The following is a 19,533-nucleotide window of genomic DNA, read 5'->3' as shown; positions in this document are numbered from 1 at the left end:
CCCTTTCTCAGTCGCACCAGTGGTTGACGCTGTTACCCGTCGCCAGATAAATGCTCTTTTGCTGCATCCAGGCTTTCAGCCCCTGAATGCCCTTCTCGCGGCCCAGACCGCTCTCTTTAAAGCCCCCGAACGGGGTCGAAATCGCAAACACTTTGTAGGTGTTGATCCACACCGTGCCGGCCTCAAGCTGTTCGCTTAAGCGCAGCGCGCGTCCGGTATCGCGTGTCCAGATCCCGGCGGCCAGGCCGTAAACCGAGTCGTTGGCCTCGCGGATAAGCGAGGTTTCATCGCGAAACGGCATCGCCACCAGCACCGGGCCAAAGATCTCCTCCTGGCAGACACGGGCGCTGTTGCTCAGCCCTTCGATAATCGTTGGCAGGAAGAAGCTGCCGCTTGCCAGCGTGGGATCGGCCGGGATCTCCCCACCGCACAGCACGCGGCCCCCTTCACGCTTTGCCAGCTCAACGTACGCCTGTACGCTCTGACGATGTTTTTCATTGATCAGCGGCCCAACGTGGACACCGTCGGTAAACGGATGTCCGACGCGCAGACCGCGGGTTAACTCCAGCAGCCGCGCCATCAGCGGGGCGTAAAGGCTCTCGTGGATAAACAGCCGTGAACCGGCGATGCACGCCTGCCCCGCCGAGCTGAAAATGCCGTAGCAGATCCCGCGCGCGGCCTGCTCGATATCCGCATCCTCCAGCACGATAGTCGGCGATTTTCCGCCCAGCTCCAGCGATGCCGGGATCAGTTTTTCCGCCGCCACGTGGGCCAGGTGACGGCCCGTGGTGGTACCGCCGGTAAAGGAAATTTTGCGTACCTTAGGGTGGCGTGCCAGCGCGTCGCCAATCACCGAGCCTTTGCCCGGTAGCACGCTCAGCAGCCCGGCGGGCAGCCCGGCCTGTTCAAATATCCGCGCCAGCTCCAGCGCCATCAGCGGCGTGGCTTCGGCGGGCTTGAGGATCACCGCGTTACCCGCGGCAATGGCCGGAGCGACCTTCTGCATCTCGCTGGCAATCGGCGAGTTCCACGGCGTGATGGCCGCCACCACGCCGAGCGGCTCATAGCGGCTCAGGGTCAGTAAATCCGGCTGGCGCGGCGTCGGAAGTTCCCCTTCCAGCAGCTCGCAGGCGGCGGCAAAGTAGCGCGCCGTTCCCGCCGCGCTTATTACCAGCCCGCGGGCCTCCGCCAGCGGCTTGCCGTTATCGCGGCTCTGCATCTGCGCCAGCTCGTCGACGCGGGATTCAATGAGATCTGCCACCTTGTGCAGGATCTTCGCCCGTGTATGCGGCAGGCTGTGGCGCCAGGCGGGATCGCGCCACGCGCGCTCGCCGGCCTCGATCGCGTCATGCAGATCGTCGGGACTGGCCGCATTCAACGTCGCGTTGATCGACCCGTCTGCCGGGAAATAGCTCTGCATCGGGTTGCCGCCACCGTGTCGCCACTGGCCGCCGATAAATATCTTCAGATCGTCCATCGTCACTCCTCAGCTCATGGCCAGCTCGCGGCAGGCGCGTACCGCGCTGAGTGCCGCCAGGGTGGAGGTTTTCGGGTTAGAGGCAAGCGGCAGGCCGCTTAGCTCCAGATGGAATTCACCAAACGCGCCTTCAACGTGCAGCGTGTGGGTGTTACGTTTCGTTGACGGGTCGACCATCAGCTGTACGCGCGTGTCGTCCATTCCCACGCCGCCGAGTGCCACGGTGGCCGCCACGTTGGCGTTGGCCGGAAACAGTCGTGCCGCCTCGCGGGCGCTGCCTTCAAAAAAGACCTGCGCAGCAGATACCGAATTAAGATCGATAAGCTGCTCGGCATAGCTGCCGCGCCAGCTGGCCGGGCTTTTACGCGACTGGTAGGTCACGCGCGCCAGCCCGCCCTCTTTCGCCGCCGCCAGCCCGTCGATACCGGCTACCGCCCCGGAGAGCAGCGTCAGTCTGCCGCCGGCGTTGAGCAGGCGCTGTTCGAGCGCGCTGTCCGCCAGTGCGCCGGTCGAAATAACCGCCAGATGCCAGCCGCGACGTAAAATATCCTCACCGTACTGCGCTACCGCCTGCTGGCTGGCGCACTCCAGCACCAGGTCGGGCGTTTGCGCGCATTCCAGCGGTGAGGTCAATGCCACTACCGCATCACCAAACTGCGCGTGAATCGCCGCATGATGGGCCTCGCGCGCCACAATCCAGCCGATAGCCACGCCAGCGGGCAGGCGCTCAATCACCGCCTGCGCCATGGCGCCAAAACCAATCAACATAATCTTTTTCATGATGTGTCCTTACAGATGGCGGCAAAAGCCGCCGGAAACGTCCAGTGCCGCACCGGTGGTAAACGAAGCCAGCGGCGAGGCGAGGAACAGCAGCGCCTGCGCGGGCTCCTGCGGCTTGCCGAGGCGCGCCATCGGAATACCGCGTTTGCGGGCGATCTCCGCCGTCCACTCCGGCCAGCTCTGGCTTTTGTCTGTCCGGTTTTCAAAGCGACGCTGCCACTGCCCGGACTCCACCATGCCAAGCAATATCGAATTCACGCGGATGCCTTTGCCCACCAGCTCTTTTGAGAGCGTCAGCGTCATATTCAACAGCGCAGCGCGGGCGGCAGAGGTGGCAATCATGTGCTCCTCCGGCTGCAGCGCCAGCAGGGAGTTCACGCAGGTGATGGAAGCGATATCGGACTGCTCCAGCAAAGGCTGAAACGCCTGCACCGGGTTGATCACGCCAAACAGTTTGAGTTCAGCTTCATGCAGCCACGCCTCGCGCGGGGTGTCATGGAAGTGCGCCACGTATCCCTGCCCGGCGTTGTTGATCAGCATGTCCACGGCACCAAAGCGCACCTGAACGGCATCCGCGAAGGCCTGCATCTCGTCAGCGTTCAGCACGTCGCAGCGATAAGAGAAAACCTCCCCGTCGGGGTATTCGTTATGCAGCGCGGCATGGGCGCTGGCGAGGCGATCCGGATCGCGGCCACAGAAGGCCACTTTTGCCCCCTCGCCCAGCAGCAGGCGTAGCGTTTCAAAGCCAATACCAGAAGAACCGCCGGTGACGACCGCTACGCGTCCGTCAATTTGTGCATTCATCGCGCACCTCTTCGTTAATACGTAAAAGCTGTTGGTTAAAAAAGGCGTCGTTATCGAGATAGCTGGCATGTCCCGCCTGGGCAATGGCGATAAACGGCATGCCGTAGCGCAGCGCCAGCCCCTGCACCAGCTCGGGTTGCGTGATCGCATCCTGCTCGCCGCACCACACTTCAAAGTTGCCTGAATAGCGCTTCAGCCAGCCATGAATATCGTCGTGCGCCAGCATCCACGCGGCGGCGAGGTAGCCCTCGGGGCGAAGCCTGCGCATGCCCGCTGCCACGGTGGCGATATCCTCTTCACGCGCGCCGGGACGCAGCAGTTTTGCGGCGCGGGTCTGCGCGAGGATTTCGCCGCCGAGTGCCATCTGCTGCTCGCGACTGCGCCAGACCTGCTCGCGCTGCTCCGGCGCGGCCTGGCCGTAACCTTGCGCGGCGTCCGCCAGCACCAGATGCAGCACACGATCCGGATATTTCGCCGCAAAGGCGCTGGCAACCAGTGCCCCGAGTGAATGGCCCACCAGCACCGCCTGCCACACGCCAGCCCGGTCAAGCATCGCCGCCAGCGCGTCGGCGTAATCCCCCGCGTTCGCCCGTTCCGCGGCCAGCATCGGGCTTTCGCCATAACCGGGCATGTCCCACGCCAGCACGCGAAAACCGTTCAGCGCCATCTGCTTGTGCCAGGAGGCTGCGCCAGAGCTGATCCCGTGCAGCAGCATCAGCGGAATGCCGCTTCCCTGTTCACGAAAACCCGTCATCATGCCCCCTTAGTTCCGCTTCACTTTCGAGAGCGGATGGTCCGCCGGGTAGGTCGGAATTTCCGGCTTGTTGGTGCCCAGCATGACGCACATCAGCGCCTCTTCTTCGCCGTGGTTAAACAGCCCGCGATAGATCCCCGGCGGCACGGAGATCAGGTCACGCTCGCGCAGCACGGTTTCGGTGTAGTTATCGCCGTCCTGGATCATCAGCGTGATCTGCCCTTTGAGCATGAAGAACACCTCTTCCACATCGTCGTGCAGGTGCAGCGGCCCTTCGCACTTCGACGGCAGTACCATGGTGGAAAAGGTAAAATGCTCCGCCTGTACGGTGTTGGTGTCGCTCGCCACGCCGGTAGCGCCGGTGCCGATATAGCGCATCTGCGCGCGGCGGTATTTCGGGTCAAAATCGGCCTGGAACTTCAGCGCGTTCCAGTCGTATTTACGGCCCTCAAAGCGCGCAATACGGGACTCGACCCACTCTTCCATCGTCAGGTGGTCAGGTTTGATGCCAGATGGGTTGGTTACGGTTGAATCAGTCATGACACTCTCCTCAGTAACGTCTCAGCAGCGGCAGTAACAGGACGCAGCCCACCGCCGCCATCACCGCCAGAAAAATCAGCCCGGAATCCATGCTGTGGGTGAAGGCGATAAGCGCGCCCATCACCGCTGGCGACAGCGCGCCCGCAAAGTTTCCCAGCCCGTTGAAAATGCCGCCCGCCGTGGCGCTCACCCGTGGATGGGTGGCCTTTGCCAGCAGGGCGAAAATGTTGGGTGCCCCGGTGCCCCACATGAATGTGCTGAAGCTCATCGCCGCAATGATGGTCAGCGGGGTATCGAGGTGCATTACGGCCGTGAGCCCGACAGCGGCCCCCGCCATGGAGATGAAGCAGGCCGCTGCGCGCTTATCGACCCGGTCAGAGAGCCATGCGCCAATCACTTCCCCCGCCAGCATGGCGATGAACGGCATCGACGACAGCCAGCCCGCATGCTCCAGATGAATGCCCTTCCCCTTGATCAGGTAGCCCGGCAGCCAGCCGTTAATGCCCCACAGGTAGGTCAGGAAAGCGATGTTAAAGATGCAGATGATCCAGAAGTGCGGGCTGACAAACAGCTCGCGCCGTGCAGCACGGCGTTCGTCCCGGGAGGTCTGTGACGTATCGCTTTTCGCCTCCAGACGGATCCCGCGCAGACCGACGCGCACGAAGATCAGCACCGGTACGGTCAGCATCGCCATCACGAAGAAGGTGCTCTGCCAGCCGAAGGTGTTCAGCAGCCAGAGTGAGAGCGGGAAGCCAATCGCCGCCCCTACCGGCGTGCCCAGCAGCCACAGCATGGTGGCGCGCGCCTGCAGATGCTGTGGGAAGTTGTGGCGCACAATGGCGAAGGCCAGCGGGAACAGCGGCCCCTCCGCCACGCCCAGCAGAATGCGCAGCACGATCATCAGCGCGTAGTTATGGGTAAAGCCCATCGCCACCATCAGCACGCACCACACCACCATCATCCCGGTGAGCAGGCGCAGCGGGGCGATTTTGTCCCCCAGCCCACTGAGAAAGACCGATGAAAAGCCGTAGCTCAACAGGAAGGCGCTCATCAGAATGCCGAGGCGCGTGGTGTCAAAATCGATGCCCATCGCCTGCTGGAAGTGGCCGTCAGAAAACAGTGCGGCAATGCTGATTTTGTCGAAAAACGCCAGCAGCACGCAGGCCAGCAGCGACAGCGGGATGGCCCAGCGCACCGCTTTTTCAGGCGTGCGGGTCCCCTCACCGCTCGCCTCAACGGGCGCGGTGTTAGTGTCTAATGTGGTCATGTCTCCCCCTACGGGTGCGGGTTAACTATCGCAATGACATCAGTGAAAAAGTTGGGTCGGCGAGCGGCACGTCTGATAAATCCCGCCCGGCCGCCATCCAGCGCTTCGCCAGCTTGACGGTGCGCGCATCGTTGAATGCCACCAGTTGCGTCAGGCGCCCGTTTTCGTCCAGCGAGAAGTACAGCGCGTCTTCACGCACTATGGTGCGGCTGCCCGGCTGCGGAATGCCGAGGATCTGAATGTTGTGCTGGTATTGATCCGACCATAGCCACGGCGCGTCGTCATAGCCTGCCGCATCGGGGTTAAGCATCGCTTTTGCCGCCGCCACTGCCTGATTCTGGGCGAAGGCCCAGGACTGAATACAAAGGCCGTAATGATGATGCTGTGCCACATCCCCGGCAGCGAAGATGGACGGATCCGACGTGCGGCCCTGCGCATCCACCACGATCCCGCGTTCGGTTTGCAGCCCCGCGTCACGCGCCAGTTCCAGATTGAGATCGACGCCGATCCCTACCACCACCGCATCAAAGGTTTCACGTTTGCCATCACAGTGAATGACCGGCAGGCCGTTATCGTCCTCCAGCTCCAGCGCGCCGCAGCCGGTTCGGATCTCCACGTCCTGCTCACGGTGAATGGTCTCTAAGCGCTGCGATACCTCGCCGCTCACCGAGCGCATGCACAGCGCAGGCTGCTGCTCGAACAGGGTGACCGCGACGCCGCTTTTGCGCGCAGAAGCGGCAATCTCCAGGCCTATCCAGCCGCCGCCCACAATCGCCAGCTTTTGACTTTCCGCAAGCCGACGTTTCAGGCGCTGCGCGTCCTGCCAGTGGCGGAGGGTGTAGACCTGCGGATGCGCAGCCCATGCCTCGCCCGGCAAGCGCGCCCGCCCTCCGGTGGCAATTAAAAGTATGTTGTAACTAAGATGTTCGCCGTTGCTCAAACGCACCGTTTTCGCATTGCGGTCAATCTGCTCCGCGCGCAGCGGACGGTACCAGGTCAGATTCAGCGCCTGCTGAGCCTCTTCAGTAAAGAGTCGCGGAAGCGTCGCGTCCGTCTCCAGCAGAGCCGCTTTCGACAGCGGTGGACGTTCATAGAAATCCCACGCCTCTTCCGCCACCACGCAGATCTCACCGTCAAAGCCCTCGTCGCGCAGGGTTTTCGCCGCCCAGCCTCCCGCCTGACCGCCACCAATAATGACAATGCGCGACGTCATACCACCTCCGGTTTTTTCTGCTGGCGGCGCGTGTCGTGATCGATCCCGCCTTCCACCGCCCACTCGGTAAAGGAGACCAGCGAATGCTCCAGCTCGCGCGGCTGCCAGTTTTCCGTCAGGTAGTCGTCATTGGTGTAATACTCGAACGCCCCGCCGGTCGGGCTGTTGACGTACCAGAAGTAGGCTGACGACACCGGATGGCGGCCGGGTCCGATAAACGTGCTCCAGGCGTTTTTGTTCATCGCAATCCCGCCGCCGATCACTTCGTGAATATCGCGCACGGTAAAGGCCACGTGGTTCAGGCCGCGCTTGCGGTTCGGCAGCTGCAGCAGGAACAGGTTGTGATGACCCCCGCGCACGCCGCAGCGCAGAAACACGGCGCGGTTGATGTAGCGGTCAGAGACCTGGAAGCCGAGCACCTCGCGGTAAAATGTCTCCACCGCCGCTAGCTCCTCCACGAAGAACACCACGTGCCCCACGTTAATGGGCTGGGCGCGATCGTAAACCGGGCTGGGGGTGTCGATACGGCGAGCGTCGCCCCACTGGTTGATCGGCTCAACATTCAGTTCCACCTCAGTCTGCTGGCTGACCTGCACACGCAGCGTCATGCCGTTCGGGTCAAGACACTCCAGGGCGTCACCCACTTCGCGAAAGCCGGGCTGCTGCGCAAGCTTCGGACGCAGCGCATCCAGATCGGACTGTGCGGCAACCGCCCACGTCATGCGGCGCAGGGTGTTGCCCGCTTCAAACGCCGGGGGCAGGTCGGGGCTGTCGATCGGGTTTAGTTCCACGCGCGCGCCGCTCAGGGTGGTAAAACGCTGGCCGCTGGCATCGCCCGTCAGGCCAAAATCACGCATAAATTTGGCACAGTGCGTCAGGTCTTCAACGCCAAATTCCAGCTTTTCAATTCCGGTTACACTCATCGTTCGTTGCCTCATCTGGCCCAAATTGGGCGTAAACATGCCCGACGCAACAAAGCGCCTGACGTTAACTCATTGATTTAACTGGCCTGTGATAAATACCCTAAGAAGCCAGAAATTTTGTCCGCCGCCAGACGAACCTCGTTTTGCAGTCGCTCGCGGTCGGCTTGTGGGATCTCTTCCGACGGCACCAGAATGCTCACTACCGCCGCCACGCGATGGCTTCGGTCAAACACCGGATAAACGATGGAGGAGATACCGTGGCGGAAGAAGGATTCACCGATCACGTATCCGCGGGCTTTATCCTGCTGCACCATCTGCCACAGGGCTTCACGATCGTGAAGCTGACCCGGCGTGTTGCCCGGCAGGCGCTCCTGCGGGAACAGCTGTTCGAAATCGGCGCGGGAAATATCGGTCAACAGCATGCGGCCAAGCGAGGTGCAGTGCACCGGCAAACGGGTACCAATGCTGACCTGGTTGATGCGTGACCCGGCGGCGCTGACGCGGGCGATGTAGATGATGTCGCGCCCATCGCGGATCGCCAGATGGCTGCTGCACTGGCTTACGTCGCGCAGCTGTTCAATCACCGGCTGACCCACCTGCGCCACATCCAGCGAGGCGATGTACTCAAAGCCCAGACGCAGCACGTTCATGCCGAGCGAGAAGGTATTGGTACGGGTGTTGCGCTCCAGAAAGCCCATATACTCCAGGGTCTGCACCACGCGGTAGGCGGTGGCCTTCGGCATATCCACCAGCCGGTGCAGCTCGGCAAAGGTCAGTTCGCGATGCTGCTCGCCAAAGGCTAACAGCAGCTGCAGGCCACGCTCCAGCCCCGGTACCAGATACTTCACTTCCTGATCGTTTGCCATCATCGCCCTACCTTAGTTAAAGACAAAACCGCCGTTGACCGGGATCAGCTGCCCGGTGATAAACCGCGACAGATCGCTTAACAGCCAGACCACGCTGCCGGTGACATCTTCCGGCTGCTGTGCCCCCGTTAACGCCCGGCCGTTTTCGTAGAGTTGGTGTCGTTCGGCGGGAACATATTCCGTTGCCTCGACGCGAGTCAGCCCCGGCGCGATGGCGTTGATTCGAATACGCTTTTCACCAAGCTCGCGCGCCATTGAGCGGGTCATGGCAATCACGGCCCCTTTGCTGGCGACGTAGGCCATCAGGCGCGGCGCACCCCAAAGTGCTGTGTCGGACGCCACGTTCACGATCCCTGCGCCATCGCGCAGCAGCGGCACGGCGGCGCGCGTCACCAGCCAGGTGCCTTTGACGTTGACGCGCATTACCCGGTCCCACAGATCCGGGTCGTAATCGAGCATGTTTTTGCCGCCCACGCCGGTCGCCATCGCCGCGTTATTTACCAGCCCGTCAATCTGCCCCTGCTCGCCAATCGCATTGAATACCTGCTCAATGGAGGCCGGATCGGCGAGATCGATAACGTGCGATTCGATCGTATAACCCTGTGCCCGCAGAGCGTGTGCGCTTTCGGCCAGCTCGCCTTCAAGAATGTCGCACATCACCACCGCGGCACCCTGCTCCGCGCAGGCGCTGGCGAAGTGATAGCCCAGCCCGCGCGCGGCGCCGGTCACCACAATGCGTTTTCCGCTCAGCAGCGCATTCATCAGGCCGCTCCCTGCTGCGCTTCACGCATCGCCAGTTGCTCTTTAGCGGCCTTTTGCATCATGCGGCGCAGGCGCGAGAGGCCGACATCATGCTGGTACAGGTATTCGTGGTCGCGGGCGTTTGGCGCCAGGCTTTCCAGCACCACGCGGTCCTGCTCCAGTACCTCCCAGTGCAGTTTTTCCAGACGGTTGCGGTACATGAAGCGCCACATATCGCGCTGCCAGCCCTGTACGCGGCGGATACGCCAGAAGAAGACGCGGCAGTTGTCGTTATCTTCCGGCACCACCATGCCAACGATGAAGAAGTGGCCACCCGGTCCGAAACGCTTCTTATAGGGAATGGAGAGTCGCATCCAGCAGGTGCCACTATTGCCCAGCTCCACCCAGTCGAAGTTGACGCCGCTCTGCCCTTTTTTCTCGAAGATAAAGCCGGTCTTTGTCGGCTGCAGAACCATGTCGGCCTTGCGATCCCCTTCCGCCATCGAGTGCGAGGAGGAGTGAAGATACGTACCGTGCATCGGATCCATCACGTTTTCCAGCGCGTACTGGTAGTTACATTTCCAGGCTGCGGTGCAGAGGAAGTTACTGAAATGTTCCGTGTCGGCGAGTTCATCCGGGAAGGTCAGCTCGTCCGGCTGCTGATCGGCGGTGACGCCAAACCACAGGAAGATGGCACCGTGCGCCTCCTGCACCTGATAACTGCGCACGCACTGCTGGCCGACCAGCGGACATTTGTCCACGGCGGGCACGTCTTTCACTTCACCGTTTCCCGCCACTTCCACGCCGTGATACCAGCAGGCGATGCGGTCACCGAGGTTCCAGCCCATCGACAGACGCGCACCGCGGTGCGGACAGCGGTCTTCCAGCGCCTGCACCTGACCATCTTTATTGCGCCAGACCACAATCTGTTCGCCCAGACGAGTAATGCCCACGGGCGCAGACTGCACTTCCCAGCTCGCCAGCACCGGATACCAGAGGCCACGCAGACCTTTATCGAGATAGTTTTGTACGGTAGTTGTCATCGCGTCGTCCTCAGTAGCCGTTAACCTGTAAGAATGCCTGGAAGCTGGCGTCGCTCCACGGCTCGCCCTGCTGGTCATGCATGCGCACCGCATTCAGCCCGTTGACCAGCTCCGGCAAGGTTTCAACGCCCTGCTCAAAGAGATCTTCCAGCGTGGCGATAAGGCTCATTTCCCAGTTTTCCGGCACCCGGCTGCGGGTCTGCCAGATCAGGTTCTGATACTCACCCGGTTTATGAATGGCGCCGTTCCCGCCCTCTGCCGGGGGCGTAAACTGGCGGCTTTCGGGCAGCGCCGGGTTGAAGTTCAGGATGTCGCTCATGCCACGGTCTCCTCGACAAAAGTAATCTGGATTTGGTTTTCAAATACCCGAACCGGGTAGCGGTTGAGGTTTCGGCCGCCGGGGCCGTGCAGGCACTGGCCGGTTTTGACGTCGAACACCGCCTCGTGCAGCGGGCATTCCACTTTGCCGTCCTCGACAAAGCCCTGACTCAGCAGCGCATAGGCGTGCGGGCATACGTCTTCCAGCGCGTAATATTCGCCGTCGATTAAATAAACGCCGATCTCTTTACCTTCAACGTTGCCGCTAAAAGGGAAATCTTCCTGTACTTGTTCTGCGTCACATACGCCTATCCAGCTCATCACGATCCTCCAGGCTTTTGTTTCATATATGAAACTCTGTTTCTTATTTAATACGGTCAATATAAAAGCGATGAATGTTTCGTCAAGCATCAATGTGACGAATTTGTTAATCAATCGACAATTAATAAGCTAAGTGTGCAAGGGATCACGAAAAAATGCAGCGATATGAAATTTTCATTATTAAGGCGTGAATGAATACGTTTTAGTGATGAACTCAAAGCGCAAATAAAAAATATTGACTTCTTTTATTTTTCTTCCTTAAAAATAAACAACTGAAAAAACACCGTGTTTCACCCATGAAACACATTTAAAAATACATCTTTAAAAACAACAAGTTTCACTGGTGAACCATTTTACACCCGTGACAATCACATTGATAAAAATATAAATGCGAGAACGCATAAGGCGGGCAATATGACGGCAAGATGGCAAGGCACAATTGCACTGTTATTTCTCATTATTATTTCCTACATTGACCGGGTAAATATCTCGGTGATGATTTTAAACCCGGAATTTGCCGAACATTTTCAGTTAAATGAAAACAGAATGTTACAGGGAATGTTAATGACCTGCTTTCTGCTGGGTTATGGATTATCGGCTTTATTATTAACACCGGTTATCGAAAGCAAACTGCATTATCGACATGGATTATTAAGCAGCATTGCGATTTGGGCTCTGGTCTGCGCCATTTCTCCCTTACTCGGATCGCTAATGGGAATGCTCATCGCCCGTGTGATTCTGGGGATCGCTGAGGGACCGCTCTTTTCACTCAAAACTCGCTTTATCAGCGATAACTTTCGTGCGGAAGAGGTTGGCAAACCCAACGCCGTGACCGCACTGGGCGTCTCACTCGGTTTGGCCGTGGGCTTTCCGCTGGTGACCTGGCTGATGGCCCATCTGGGCTGGGCCGGATCGTTTTATGCGCTGGCGGCAATCAACCTGGTGCTCGGTGGCGGCCTGGTCTGGCGTTTCCTGCCGGCACCGCGCGGTACAGTAAAAATGCACAAACGGGGGCTCGCAGAGACAGTGATGCTTGCGTGGCAAACCCCGCTGTTGGGCTGGATCCTGCTGGTTGAAATCGCCACGCTGAGCTATCTCTGGGGGAGCAGCGCCTGGCTCCCGGCGTGGCTACGCGACGAACATCACTTCTCGCTGCACGCCACGGGCATGCTCGCTGCCATCCCCTTTCTGTTGAGCCTGGGCTCAAAATTCCTTGGCGGGGTACTGCTCGATAAAATGCGGCCGGAACAGGCACCGCTGCTGTTTGTCGCGGGCGGGGCGCTGACGGCGTTATCCGTGATCGCGCTGATGCTCAGCCATCAGCCTGCCTGGCTGGCGCTGTTTATGCTGTCGGCTAACGTCTTCTGGGGACTTCAGGGCGCGGCCATTCCGGCGGTGATCCAACATCACGCCGCGCGGGAGGCGGTGGGAAGCGCGTACGGCATCATTAATGGGATCGGCAATATTTGTGCCGCCTTTATTCCACTGCTGATGGGGATGGTGATGAGATCGGTGGGGTCGGTCAGCTCTGGCTTTTCCGTGCTGGTGGTTTCGCAGATTATCACCCTGCTGGCGGGGGGAATGTTGCTGCTGCGCATGCGTCGCGCAGCAGCAATCAGCGCGTAAGGCTTATTCGCCTTTTTTCGCAGCCTGGATATAGAGCATTTCCAGTGCCAGGGTCGCCGCGGCCAGCGCGGTGATCTCGGACTGGTCATAGGCAGGCGCCACTTCCACCACGTCCATCCCGACAATGTTCAGATCCTTCAGGCCGCGCACCAGTTTGATGGCGCGGTCTGAGGTCAGCCCGCCGATCACCGGCGTACCGGTACCCGGGGCAAACGCCGGATCCAGACAGTCGATGTCGAAGGTCAGGTACACCGGCATATCACCGACGATCTGCTTAACCTGCGCGATGATGTCATCCACACCGCGATCGTTCACCTGACAGGCGTCCAGCACGGTGAAGCCGTTGTCTTTGTCAAACTCGGTACGGATACCGATCTGCACGGAGTGGTTAGGATCGATCAGACCTTCGTTCGGTGCGGTGTAGAACATGGTACCGTGGTCGAACTCGCAGCCGTTCGCGTAGGTGTCGGTGTGCGCATCGAAGTGCACCAGCGCCATTTTACCGAAGTGTTTCGCGTGGGCGCGCAGCAGCGGCAGGGTCACGAAGTGGTCGCCACCGAAGGAGAGCATGCGTTTACCGGCAGCCAGCAGTTTCTCGGCGTGGGCCTGCAACTTTTCGCTCATTTCACGCGCGTCACCGAAGGCGTACACCAGGTCACCGCAGTCCACCACGTTCAGGCGTTCGCGCATGTCGAAGTTCCACGGGAAGCGGTTATGCTCCCAGGCCAGGTTGGTGGAAACCTGACGGATCGCCGCCGGGCCGTGACGACCGCCCGCACGGCCTGATGTGGCCATATCAAACGGCACGCCGGTGATCACCCAGTCAGCATCGCTGTCGTACGGCTGGAAGTTCATCGGAAGGCGTAAAAAACCAAACGCGTTAGATACCAGAGAGTTGTCGTACTGATGACCTAAAGTGCTCATGTCCTGACCTCTTTTAAAGTCGATGCGTTAAAAACAGATGAAAAAAAATCCCCTCCGCGTCGTTAAACCCGACGAGGAAGGGATTGATTCGTAAATCGCTTATTGGGGCGAATTATCGCCGTTAATTCATACGGGTTCAAGTGAGTATAGGGCATTGTGCGGCCTTTGCCCCTCACCCTAACCCTCTCCCACGGGGAGAGGGAGGTTTGCCTTACTCGTCTTCCAGGTAGGTGTACCCGTACAGACCCGCTTCAAACTCTTCCAGGAACTGCTGCTGCAGCGCGTCATCCAGACCGGTGTTTTTCACCTGATCGCGGAATTGCGTCAGCAGGGTTTTCGGATCCAGCTGCACGTATTCCAGCATGTCCGCCACGGTGTCACCTTCGTCAGACAGCTCCACTTCCACGCTGCCGTCAGGGAAGACAAACACGTCAACCGCTTCGGTATCACCGAACAGGTTATGCATGTTGCCAAGGATCTCCTGATACGCGCCGACCATAAAGAAGCCCAGCATTGGCGGGTTCTCCGGGTCGTATTCCGGCATTGGCATGGTCGTTGCGATACCGTCGCCGTCAACATAGTGGTCGATGGCACCGTCGGAGTCACAGGTGATGTCCAGCAGCACCGCACGACGTTCCGGGGCGTGATTCAGCCCTTCCAGCGGCAGAACCGGGAACAGCTGATCGATACCCCAGGCATCCGGCATCGACTGGAACAGCGAGAAGTTGACGTAAATCTTGTCCGCCATACGTTCCTGCAATTCGTCGATAATCGGACGGTGCGCACGGTTGCTCGGGTCCAGCTGTTTCTGCACTTCATGGCACATGTTCAGATAAAGCTGCTCGGCCCACGCGCGCTCCTGCAGGCTAAAGGTGCCTGAAGAGTAGCCGACGTGAATATCATGCAAGTCCATCTGGCTGTCGTGCAGCCATTCGCGCAGTGAACGGCGCGTGCCCGGCTCGTGCATCTCCTGCCAGGTTTCCCACATGCTTTGCAGCGAACGTGGGGCATCGTCTTGCGGAGGCGTCGCTTCGGTGATTTCGCTGCGCTCAACGCCGATGATGTTCGAGACCAGCACCGTATGGTGCGCGGTCACCGCGCGGCCAGACTCGGTGATCACCGTCGGGTGCGGCAGGCCGTGCTCTTCACAGGCATCGCCAATCGCCCAAATAATGTTGTTCGCGTATTCGTTCAGGCCGTAGTTCACGGAGCAGTCGGACTGCGAGCGGGTACCTTCATAGTCCACGCCCAGGCCGCCACCCACGTCAAAGCACTGAATATTGACGCCGAGCTTGTGCAGCTCAACGTAGAAACGCGCTGACTCACGCACGCCGGTAGCGATATCACGAATGTTGGCCATCTGCGAACCGAGGTGGAAGTGCAGCAGCTGAATGCTGTCCAGACGACCGCGCTCGCGCAGAATTTCCACCAGTTGCAGTACCTGGTTTGCCGCCAGACCGAATTTAGATTTTTCGCCGCCGGAGGACTGCCATTTACCGGAACCCTGCGAGGCCAGACGCGCACGCACGCCAAGACGTGGCACCACGTTCAGGCGCTCGGCTTCTTCCAGCACGATAGCGATTTCTGTCATCTTCTCGATAACCAGATAGACCTTATGGCCCATCTTCTCGCCAATCAGCGCCAGACGAATGTATTCACGGTCTTTATAGCCGTTACAGACGATCACTGAACGGGTCATGCCCGCATGCGCCAGTACGGCCATCAGCTCTGCTTTTGAACCCGCTTCCAGGCCCAGCGGTTCGCCGGAGTGGATCAGGGATTCAATGACGCGGCGGTGCTGGTTCACCTTGATGGGGTAAACCAGGAAGTAGTCGCCTTTGTAACCGTAAGATTCACGCGCACGCTTGAACGCGGCGTTAATAGAACGCAGACGGTGTTGCAGGATCTGCGGGAAGCAGAACAGTGCAGGCAAACGCTGGCCCTGCGCCTCACGTGCTTTCACCAGTTTGGCGAGATCCACGCGCGCTTCAGGGACGTCCGGGTCCGGGCAGACGCTGATGTGGCCCAGCTCGTTAACGTCGTAGTAGTTATTGCCCCACCAGGCAATATTGTAAGTGCGCAGCATCTTGCTGGCTTCCTGGGAGCTCATCGCAACCTCCTGCATGGAACGTAGTACACCCTGTTCGCCCGCTGACGAAGGCGAAAAAGAAGACATGTCGTCAGACATAGCGAACCTCAACTCTTTGTATTAAGTGTAAAACAGTTGACTACTATCGCAGCGTTATACGGCGATAACAACCCATAAACGGCTCCGTTTCCCAGCAGAGTATGCTGAAATCCAGACCGTGCGACCGGTTTCTTATTCATATCATTGTAAAACACGTATCCGAACTCTGTATGACAAGGTTCGGCGAAACCACGAGAAAACTCTTGTATTAACAAGAGCGCCCTTGTTCAGTTTTCACAAAGCGTGACCGGCTCTGGAATCCTGAGAAGCGCCGAGATGGGTATAACATCGGCAGGTTTGCAGACTAGAAATGCGGGTTGCGGGAATCAAATGCGCGCCAGAACGGCTGCGCTGAATTAGCGGAAAACGATGGTTCATTATCTCGTATCACCTCCACGGCCGCCTCTGCTGAAACGGACCACAAGCCAAAGCTAAAAGTTCACTGCTTAACCCGGCTGGAAGTGGCGACACGATGAGTTCATCGAGCGCTTTTTTGGTATGAGCCGCGCGCCGCGTTTTATACCGAGAACAGGGGTAAAAAGCAAAAGATAAATACGCGGGTTGCCAGGAGCGTCAGGAAAAATTTCCAGTAATGAATTCAACTCAGTGAGAGCGTTGTCAAAAAAAACTGGAAATCGGGCGAAGAAGTGACCTAAAATAGCCATCCAGATGTTAATCCATCTATACTGATTAACACTCATACTGCCAGTGTCAAAAAACCTGCGGCCTTGGTAGAATTATCTCCTTTGGCTATTCCACACAGCAGCTTGAGCTAACCAAATTCCTCTTAGGTGAAATAAAACATGGCAAAACACCTGTTTACGTCCGAGTCCGTATCAGAAGGACATCCTGATAAAATTGCTGACCAAATCTCCGATGCGGTGCTGGATGCGATCCTGACTCAGGATCCGAAAGCGCGCGTAGCGTGTGAAACCTATGTCAAAACCGGCATGGTTCTGGTTGGCGGTGAGATCACCACCAGCGCATGGGTTGATATCGAAGAGATCACCCGTAACACGGTACGTGAGATCGGTTATGTACATTCTGATATGGGCTTTGATGCCAATTCCTGCGCGGTTCTGAGCGCAATTGGTAAACAGTCTCCAGACATCAACCAGGGCGTTGACCGTGCCGATCCGCTGGAACAGGGCGCGGGCGACCAGGGCCTGATGTTCGGCTATGCAACCAACGAAACCGACGTGCTGATGCCAGCACCGGTGACTTACGCGCACCGTCTGGTGCAGCGCCAGGCTGAAGTGCGTAAAAACGGCACCCTGCCATGGCTGCGCCCGGATGCAAAAAGCCAGGTGACCTTCCAGTACGACGACGGCAAAATCGTCGGCATTGACGCGGTAGTTTTGTCTACCCAGCATGCCGAAGATATCGATCAGAAATCCCTGCAGGAAGCAGTGATGGAAGAGATCATCAAGCCTGTTCTGCCAACCGAATGGCTGAGCAGCGCAACCAAATACTTCATCAACCCAACCGGACGCTTTGTGATTGGCGGCCCGATGGGTGACTGCGGTCTGACCGGTCGTAAAATCATCGTTGATACCTACGGCGGCATGGCGCGTCACGGTGGCGGTGCATTCTCCGGTAAAGATCCATCAAAAGTGGACCGTTCTGCTGCTTACGCTGCACGCTATGTGGCGAAAAACATCGTTGCTGCAGGCCTGGCTGACCGCTGTGAGATCCAGGTTTCCTACGCCATCGGCGTGGCAGAGCCAACCTCCATCATGGTTGAAACCTTCGGTACTGAAAAAGTGCCTTCAGAACAGCTGACCCTGCTGGTGCGCGAGTTCTTCGACCTGCGTCCATACGGCCTGATTCAGATGCTGGATCTGCTGCACCCAATCTACAAAGAAACCGCTGCATACGGTCACTTTGGTCGCGAACATTTCCCATGGGAAAAAACCGACAAAGCCGCTCTGCTGCGTGAAGCTGCCGGTCTGAAGTAATCGACTACCCGCTGCTTAAACAGGCCAGCCTTTGTGCTGGCCTTTTTTATGTCGGGTGGCGGCAATGTTTGGAACCGCTTACACCTCACTTTCTATACCCCGCTTTCAGAATATTCTCTTTGCATGATCGCCTTACTTCTGCTGTTACATTTCCTTTCAGTTAAGTCTGAAATTCAAACAAACGCGATGCACATCAATTAATTTACCTCTATATTTTCAAAGCTTTAATTATTTTTACGGTTGCAGCTTAGTGTAACCGATTACACCATTGTGATTTGTCTCACATATTTTTACGGGTCGCTCACCTACCCTTAACATCGATAAAACTGATAACCCAACTGGAGGGCATAATGCCTGACAATAATAAACAGGGGCGTACGTCCAACAAGGCGATGACTTTCTTCGTCTGCTTCCTTGCCGCCCTGGCAGGATTACTCTTTGGCCTGGATATCGGCGTGATTGCCGGCGCTCTTCCCTTCATCGCAGACGAATTCCAGATTAACGCACATACCCAGGAATGGGTGGTCAGCTCCATGATGTTTGGCGCGGCCGTTGGTGCCGTCGGCAGCGGCTGGCTCTCTTTCAAACTGGGACGTAAAAAGAGCCTGATGATTGGCGCGATCCTCTTCGTCGCCGGTTCCCTCTTCTCTGCCGCCGCCCCTAACGTTGAAGTGCTTATTCTTTCCCGCGTGCTGTTGGGGCTGGCCGTGGGCGTGGCGTCTTATACCGCGCCGCTTTACCTGTCAGAAATCGCGCCGGAGAAAATCCGCGGCAGTATGATTTCGATGTACCAGCTGATGATCACCATCGGTATTTTGGGCGCTTACCTGTCCGATACCGCGTTCAGCTACAGCGGCGCATGGCGCTGGATGCTGGGCGTGATCATCATTCCAGCCGTTCTGCTGCTGATTGGCGTCTTCTTCCTGCCGGACAGCCCGCGCTGGTTTGCCGCCAAACGCCGCTTCCACGATGCTGAACGGGTACTCTTACGCCTGCGAGATACCAGCGCAGAGGCGAAGAATGAGCTGGAAGAGATCCGCGAAAGCCTGAAGGTGAAACAGTCTGGCTGGGCGCTGTTCAAAGAGAACAGCAACTTCCGCCGCGCGGTGTTCCTTGGCGTGTTGTTACAGGTAATGCAACAGTTCACCGGGATGAACGTCATCATGTATTACGCGCCAAAAATCTTTGAACTGGCAGGTTATACCAATACCACCGAGCAGATGTGGGGCACCGTGATCGTGGGGCTGACCAACGTGCTGGCGACCTTCATCGCCATCGGTCTGGTCGACCGCTGGGGACGTAAGCCAACGCTGACTCTGGGCTTCCTGGTGATGGCCGCCGGTATGGGGATTCTCGGTACCATGATGCATATGGGCATTCACTCTCCAACCGCGCAGTACCTGGCGGTAGGTATGCTGCTGATGTTTATCGTCGGGTTTGCAATGAGTGCCGGTCCGCTGATTTGGGTGCTGTGCTCTGAAATCCAGCCGCTGAAAGGGCGTGATTTCGGTATCACCTGCTCTACCGCGACCAACTGGATTGCCAACATGATCGTCGGTGCCACGTTCCTCACCATGCTCAACACGCTGGGCAATGCGAACACCTTCTGGGTCTACGCCGGTCTGAACCTGTTCTTTATTGTTCTCACCGTCTGGCTGGTTCCTGAAACCAAACACGTTTCACTGGAACACATTGAACGTAACCTGATGAAAGGTCGTCCGCTGCGCGAAATTGGCGCACACGACTAATCCTCTTGCGGGAGGCGCCTCTTGCGCCTCCCCGCTTCGCGC

Annotated in this window: 20 protein-coding genes; 3 read left to right on the top strand and 17 right to left on the bottom strand. The window is 58.4% G+C overall.

The window, feature by feature from the left end; translation table 11 throughout:
* Nucleotides 1-7: 7 nt before the first annotated feature.
* The 13 genes from AK59_RS0115080 to AK59_RS0115020 form a co-directional block, all read right to left on the bottom strand.
* Nucleotides 8-1,477: an aldehyde dehydrogenase gene (locus AK59_RS0115080; RefSeq protein WP_023621588.1), complete on the bottom strand. Its 1,470-nt coding sequence runs from the start codon at nucleotides 1,475-1,477 to the stop codon at nucleotides 8-10.
* A 9-nt stretch (nucleotides 1,478-1,486) separates the two neighbouring features.
* A complete protein-coding gene (locus AK59_RS0115075) occupies nucleotides 1,487-2,257 on the bottom strand; it encodes an aspartate dehydrogenase (RefSeq protein ID WP_029883147.1) in 771 nt (256 codons plus the stop codon).
* Nucleotides 2,258-2,266: 9 nt separating this feature from the next.
* Nucleotides 2,267-3,061, bottom strand: coding sequence for an SDR family oxidoreductase (locus AK59_RS0115070; protein ID WP_020687070.1), 795 nt, complete (start codon nucleotides 3,059-3,061; stop codon nucleotides 2,267-2,269).
* Entirely contained in the window at nucleotides 3,045-3,815 is a 771-nt protein-coding gene (locus tag AK59_RS0115065; RefSeq protein ID WP_029883146.1) for an alpha/beta fold hydrolase, read from the bottom strand. The genes AK59_RS0115070 and AK59_RS0115065 overlap by 17 nt, the downstream gene beginning before the upstream one ends.
* A gap of 9 nt (nucleotides 3,816-3,824) precedes the next feature.
* On the bottom strand, nucleotides 3,825-4,355 hold the full coding sequence (locus AK59_RS0115060) for a cupin domain-containing protein (protein ID WP_013098646.1): 531 nt from the start codon (nucleotides 4,353-4,355) through the stop codon (nucleotides 3,825-3,827).
* A gap of 10 nt (nucleotides 4,356-4,365) precedes the next feature.
* A complete protein-coding gene (locus AK59_RS0115055; protein ID WP_029883145.1) occupies nucleotides 4,366-5,622 on the bottom strand; it encodes an MFS transporter in 1,257 nt (418 codons plus the stop codon).
* Between the two features lie 25 nt (nucleotides 5,623-5,647).
* Nucleotides 5,648-6,835, bottom strand: coding sequence for an NAD(P)/FAD-dependent oxidoreductase (locus tag AK59_RS0115050; RefSeq protein WP_029883144.1), 1,188 nt, complete (start codon nucleotides 6,833-6,835; stop codon nucleotides 5,648-5,650).
* A complete protein-coding gene (locus AK59_RS0115045) occupies nucleotides 6,832-7,758 on the bottom strand; it encodes a VOC family protein (protein ID WP_029883143.1) in 927 nt (308 codons plus the stop codon). Before AK59_RS0115045 ends, AK59_RS0115050 begins: the two co-directional genes overlap by 4 nt.
* Before the next feature lie 77 nt (nucleotides 7,759-7,835).
* Nucleotides 7,836-8,624 (bottom strand): IclR family transcriptional regulator, encoded by a 789-nt coding sequence (locus tag AK59_RS0115040; protein ID WP_028028063.1) that lies wholly within the window; start codon nucleotides 8,622-8,624, stop codon nucleotides 7,836-7,838.
* A 12-nt stretch (nucleotides 8,625-8,636) separates the two neighbouring features.
* Nucleotides 8,637-9,386 carry an SDR family oxidoreductase gene (locus AK59_RS0115035; RefSeq protein WP_029883142.1) on the bottom strand — a complete coding sequence of 250 codons (750 nt, stop codon included), beginning with the start codon at nucleotides 9,384-9,386 and terminating at the stop codon, nucleotides 8,637-8,639.
* The gene (locus AK59_RS0115030) at nucleotides 9,386-10,408 is read right to left on the bottom strand and encodes an aromatic ring-hydroxylating oxygenase subunit alpha (protein WP_013098652.1); all 1,023 of its coding nucleotides are present in this window, start codon (nucleotides 10,406-10,408) and stop codon (nucleotides 9,386-9,388) included. Before AK59_RS0115030 ends, AK59_RS0115035 begins: the two co-directional genes overlap by 1 nt.
* A gap of 10 nt (nucleotides 10,409-10,418) precedes the next feature.
* Nucleotides 10,419-10,727 (bottom strand): recombinase-like helix-turn-helix domain-containing protein, encoded by a 309-nt coding sequence (locus tag AK59_RS0115025; protein WP_020687064.1) that lies wholly within the window; start codon nucleotides 10,725-10,727, stop codon nucleotides 10,419-10,421.
* Nucleotides 10,724-11,047 (bottom strand): Rieske (2Fe-2S) protein, encoded by a 324-nt coding sequence (locus tag AK59_RS0115020; RefSeq protein WP_013098654.1) that lies wholly within the window; start codon nucleotides 11,045-11,047, stop codon nucleotides 10,724-10,726. The genes AK59_RS0115025 and AK59_RS0115020 overlap by 4 nt, the downstream gene beginning before the upstream one ends.
* A gap of 414 nt (nucleotides 11,048-11,461) precedes the next feature.
* On the opposite strand from AK59_RS0115020, the gene AK59_RS0115015 reads away from it, so the two are divergent.
* The gene (locus AK59_RS0115015; protein ID WP_029883141.1) at nucleotides 11,462-12,673 is read left to right on the top strand and encodes an MFS transporter; all 1,212 of its coding nucleotides are present in this window, start codon (nucleotides 11,462-11,464) and stop codon (nucleotides 12,671-12,673) included.
* A gap of 3 nt (nucleotides 12,674-12,676) precedes the next feature.
* Here the strand turns inward: AK59_RS0115015 and speB are convergent, their stop codons facing one another.
* The 4 genes from speB to AK59_RS1000000125490 form a co-directional block, all read right to left on the bottom strand.
* A complete protein-coding gene (speB, locus tag AK59_RS0115010; RefSeq protein ID WP_002434404.1) occupies nucleotides 12,677-13,597 on the bottom strand; it encodes an agmatinase in 921 nt (306 codons plus the stop codon).
* 211 nt (nucleotides 13,598-13,808) lie between these two features.
* On the bottom strand, nucleotides 13,809-15,785 hold the full coding sequence (gene speA, locus AK59_RS0115005; protein ID WP_014833212.1) for a biosynthetic arginine decarboxylase: 1,977 nt from the start codon (nucleotides 15,783-15,785) through the stop codon (nucleotides 13,809-13,811).
* Nucleotides 15,786-15,793: 8 nt separating this feature from the next.
* Nucleotides 15,794-15,925: an acid stress response protein YqgB gene (gene yqgB / locus AK59_RS1000000124530; RefSeq protein WP_127312443.1), complete on the bottom strand. Its 132-nt coding sequence runs from the start codon at nucleotides 15,923-15,925 to the stop codon at nucleotides 15,794-15,796.
* Between the two features lie 94 nt (nucleotides 15,926-16,019).
* Complete coding sequence (locus AK59_RS1000000125490; protein WP_418250466.1) at nucleotides 16,020-16,163, bottom strand: hypothetical protein; 144 nt, start codon at nucleotides 16,161-16,163, stop codon at nucleotides 16,020-16,022.
* A gap of 425 nt (nucleotides 16,164-16,588) precedes the next feature.
* On the opposite strand from AK59_RS1000000125490, the gene metK reads away from it, so the two are divergent.
* Nucleotides 16,589-17,743, top strand: a complete 1,155-nt coding sequence (gene metK / locus AK59_RS0115000) for a methionine adenosyltransferase (protein WP_013098658.1) — start codon at nucleotides 16,589-16,591, stop codon at nucleotides 17,741-17,743.
* Between the two features lie 350 nt (nucleotides 17,744-18,093).
* Nucleotides 18,094-19,491, top strand: a complete 1,398-nt coding sequence (gene galP, locus AK59_RS0114995) for a galactose/proton symporter (RefSeq protein WP_020687062.1) — start codon at nucleotides 18,094-18,096, stop codon at nucleotides 19,489-19,491.
* The last annotated feature ends 42 nt before the right edge of the window (nucleotides 19,492-19,533 follow it).

The sequence above is a fragment of the Enterobacter sp. T1-1 genome (genome assembly GCF_000710795.1).
Lineage (GTDB): Bacteria > Pseudomonadota > Gammaproteobacteria > Enterobacterales > Enterobacteriaceae > Enterobacter > Enterobacter cloacae.
Note: the sequence above shows the minus strand (reverse complement) of the source record. Positions and strands in the feature narration are given on the sequence as shown.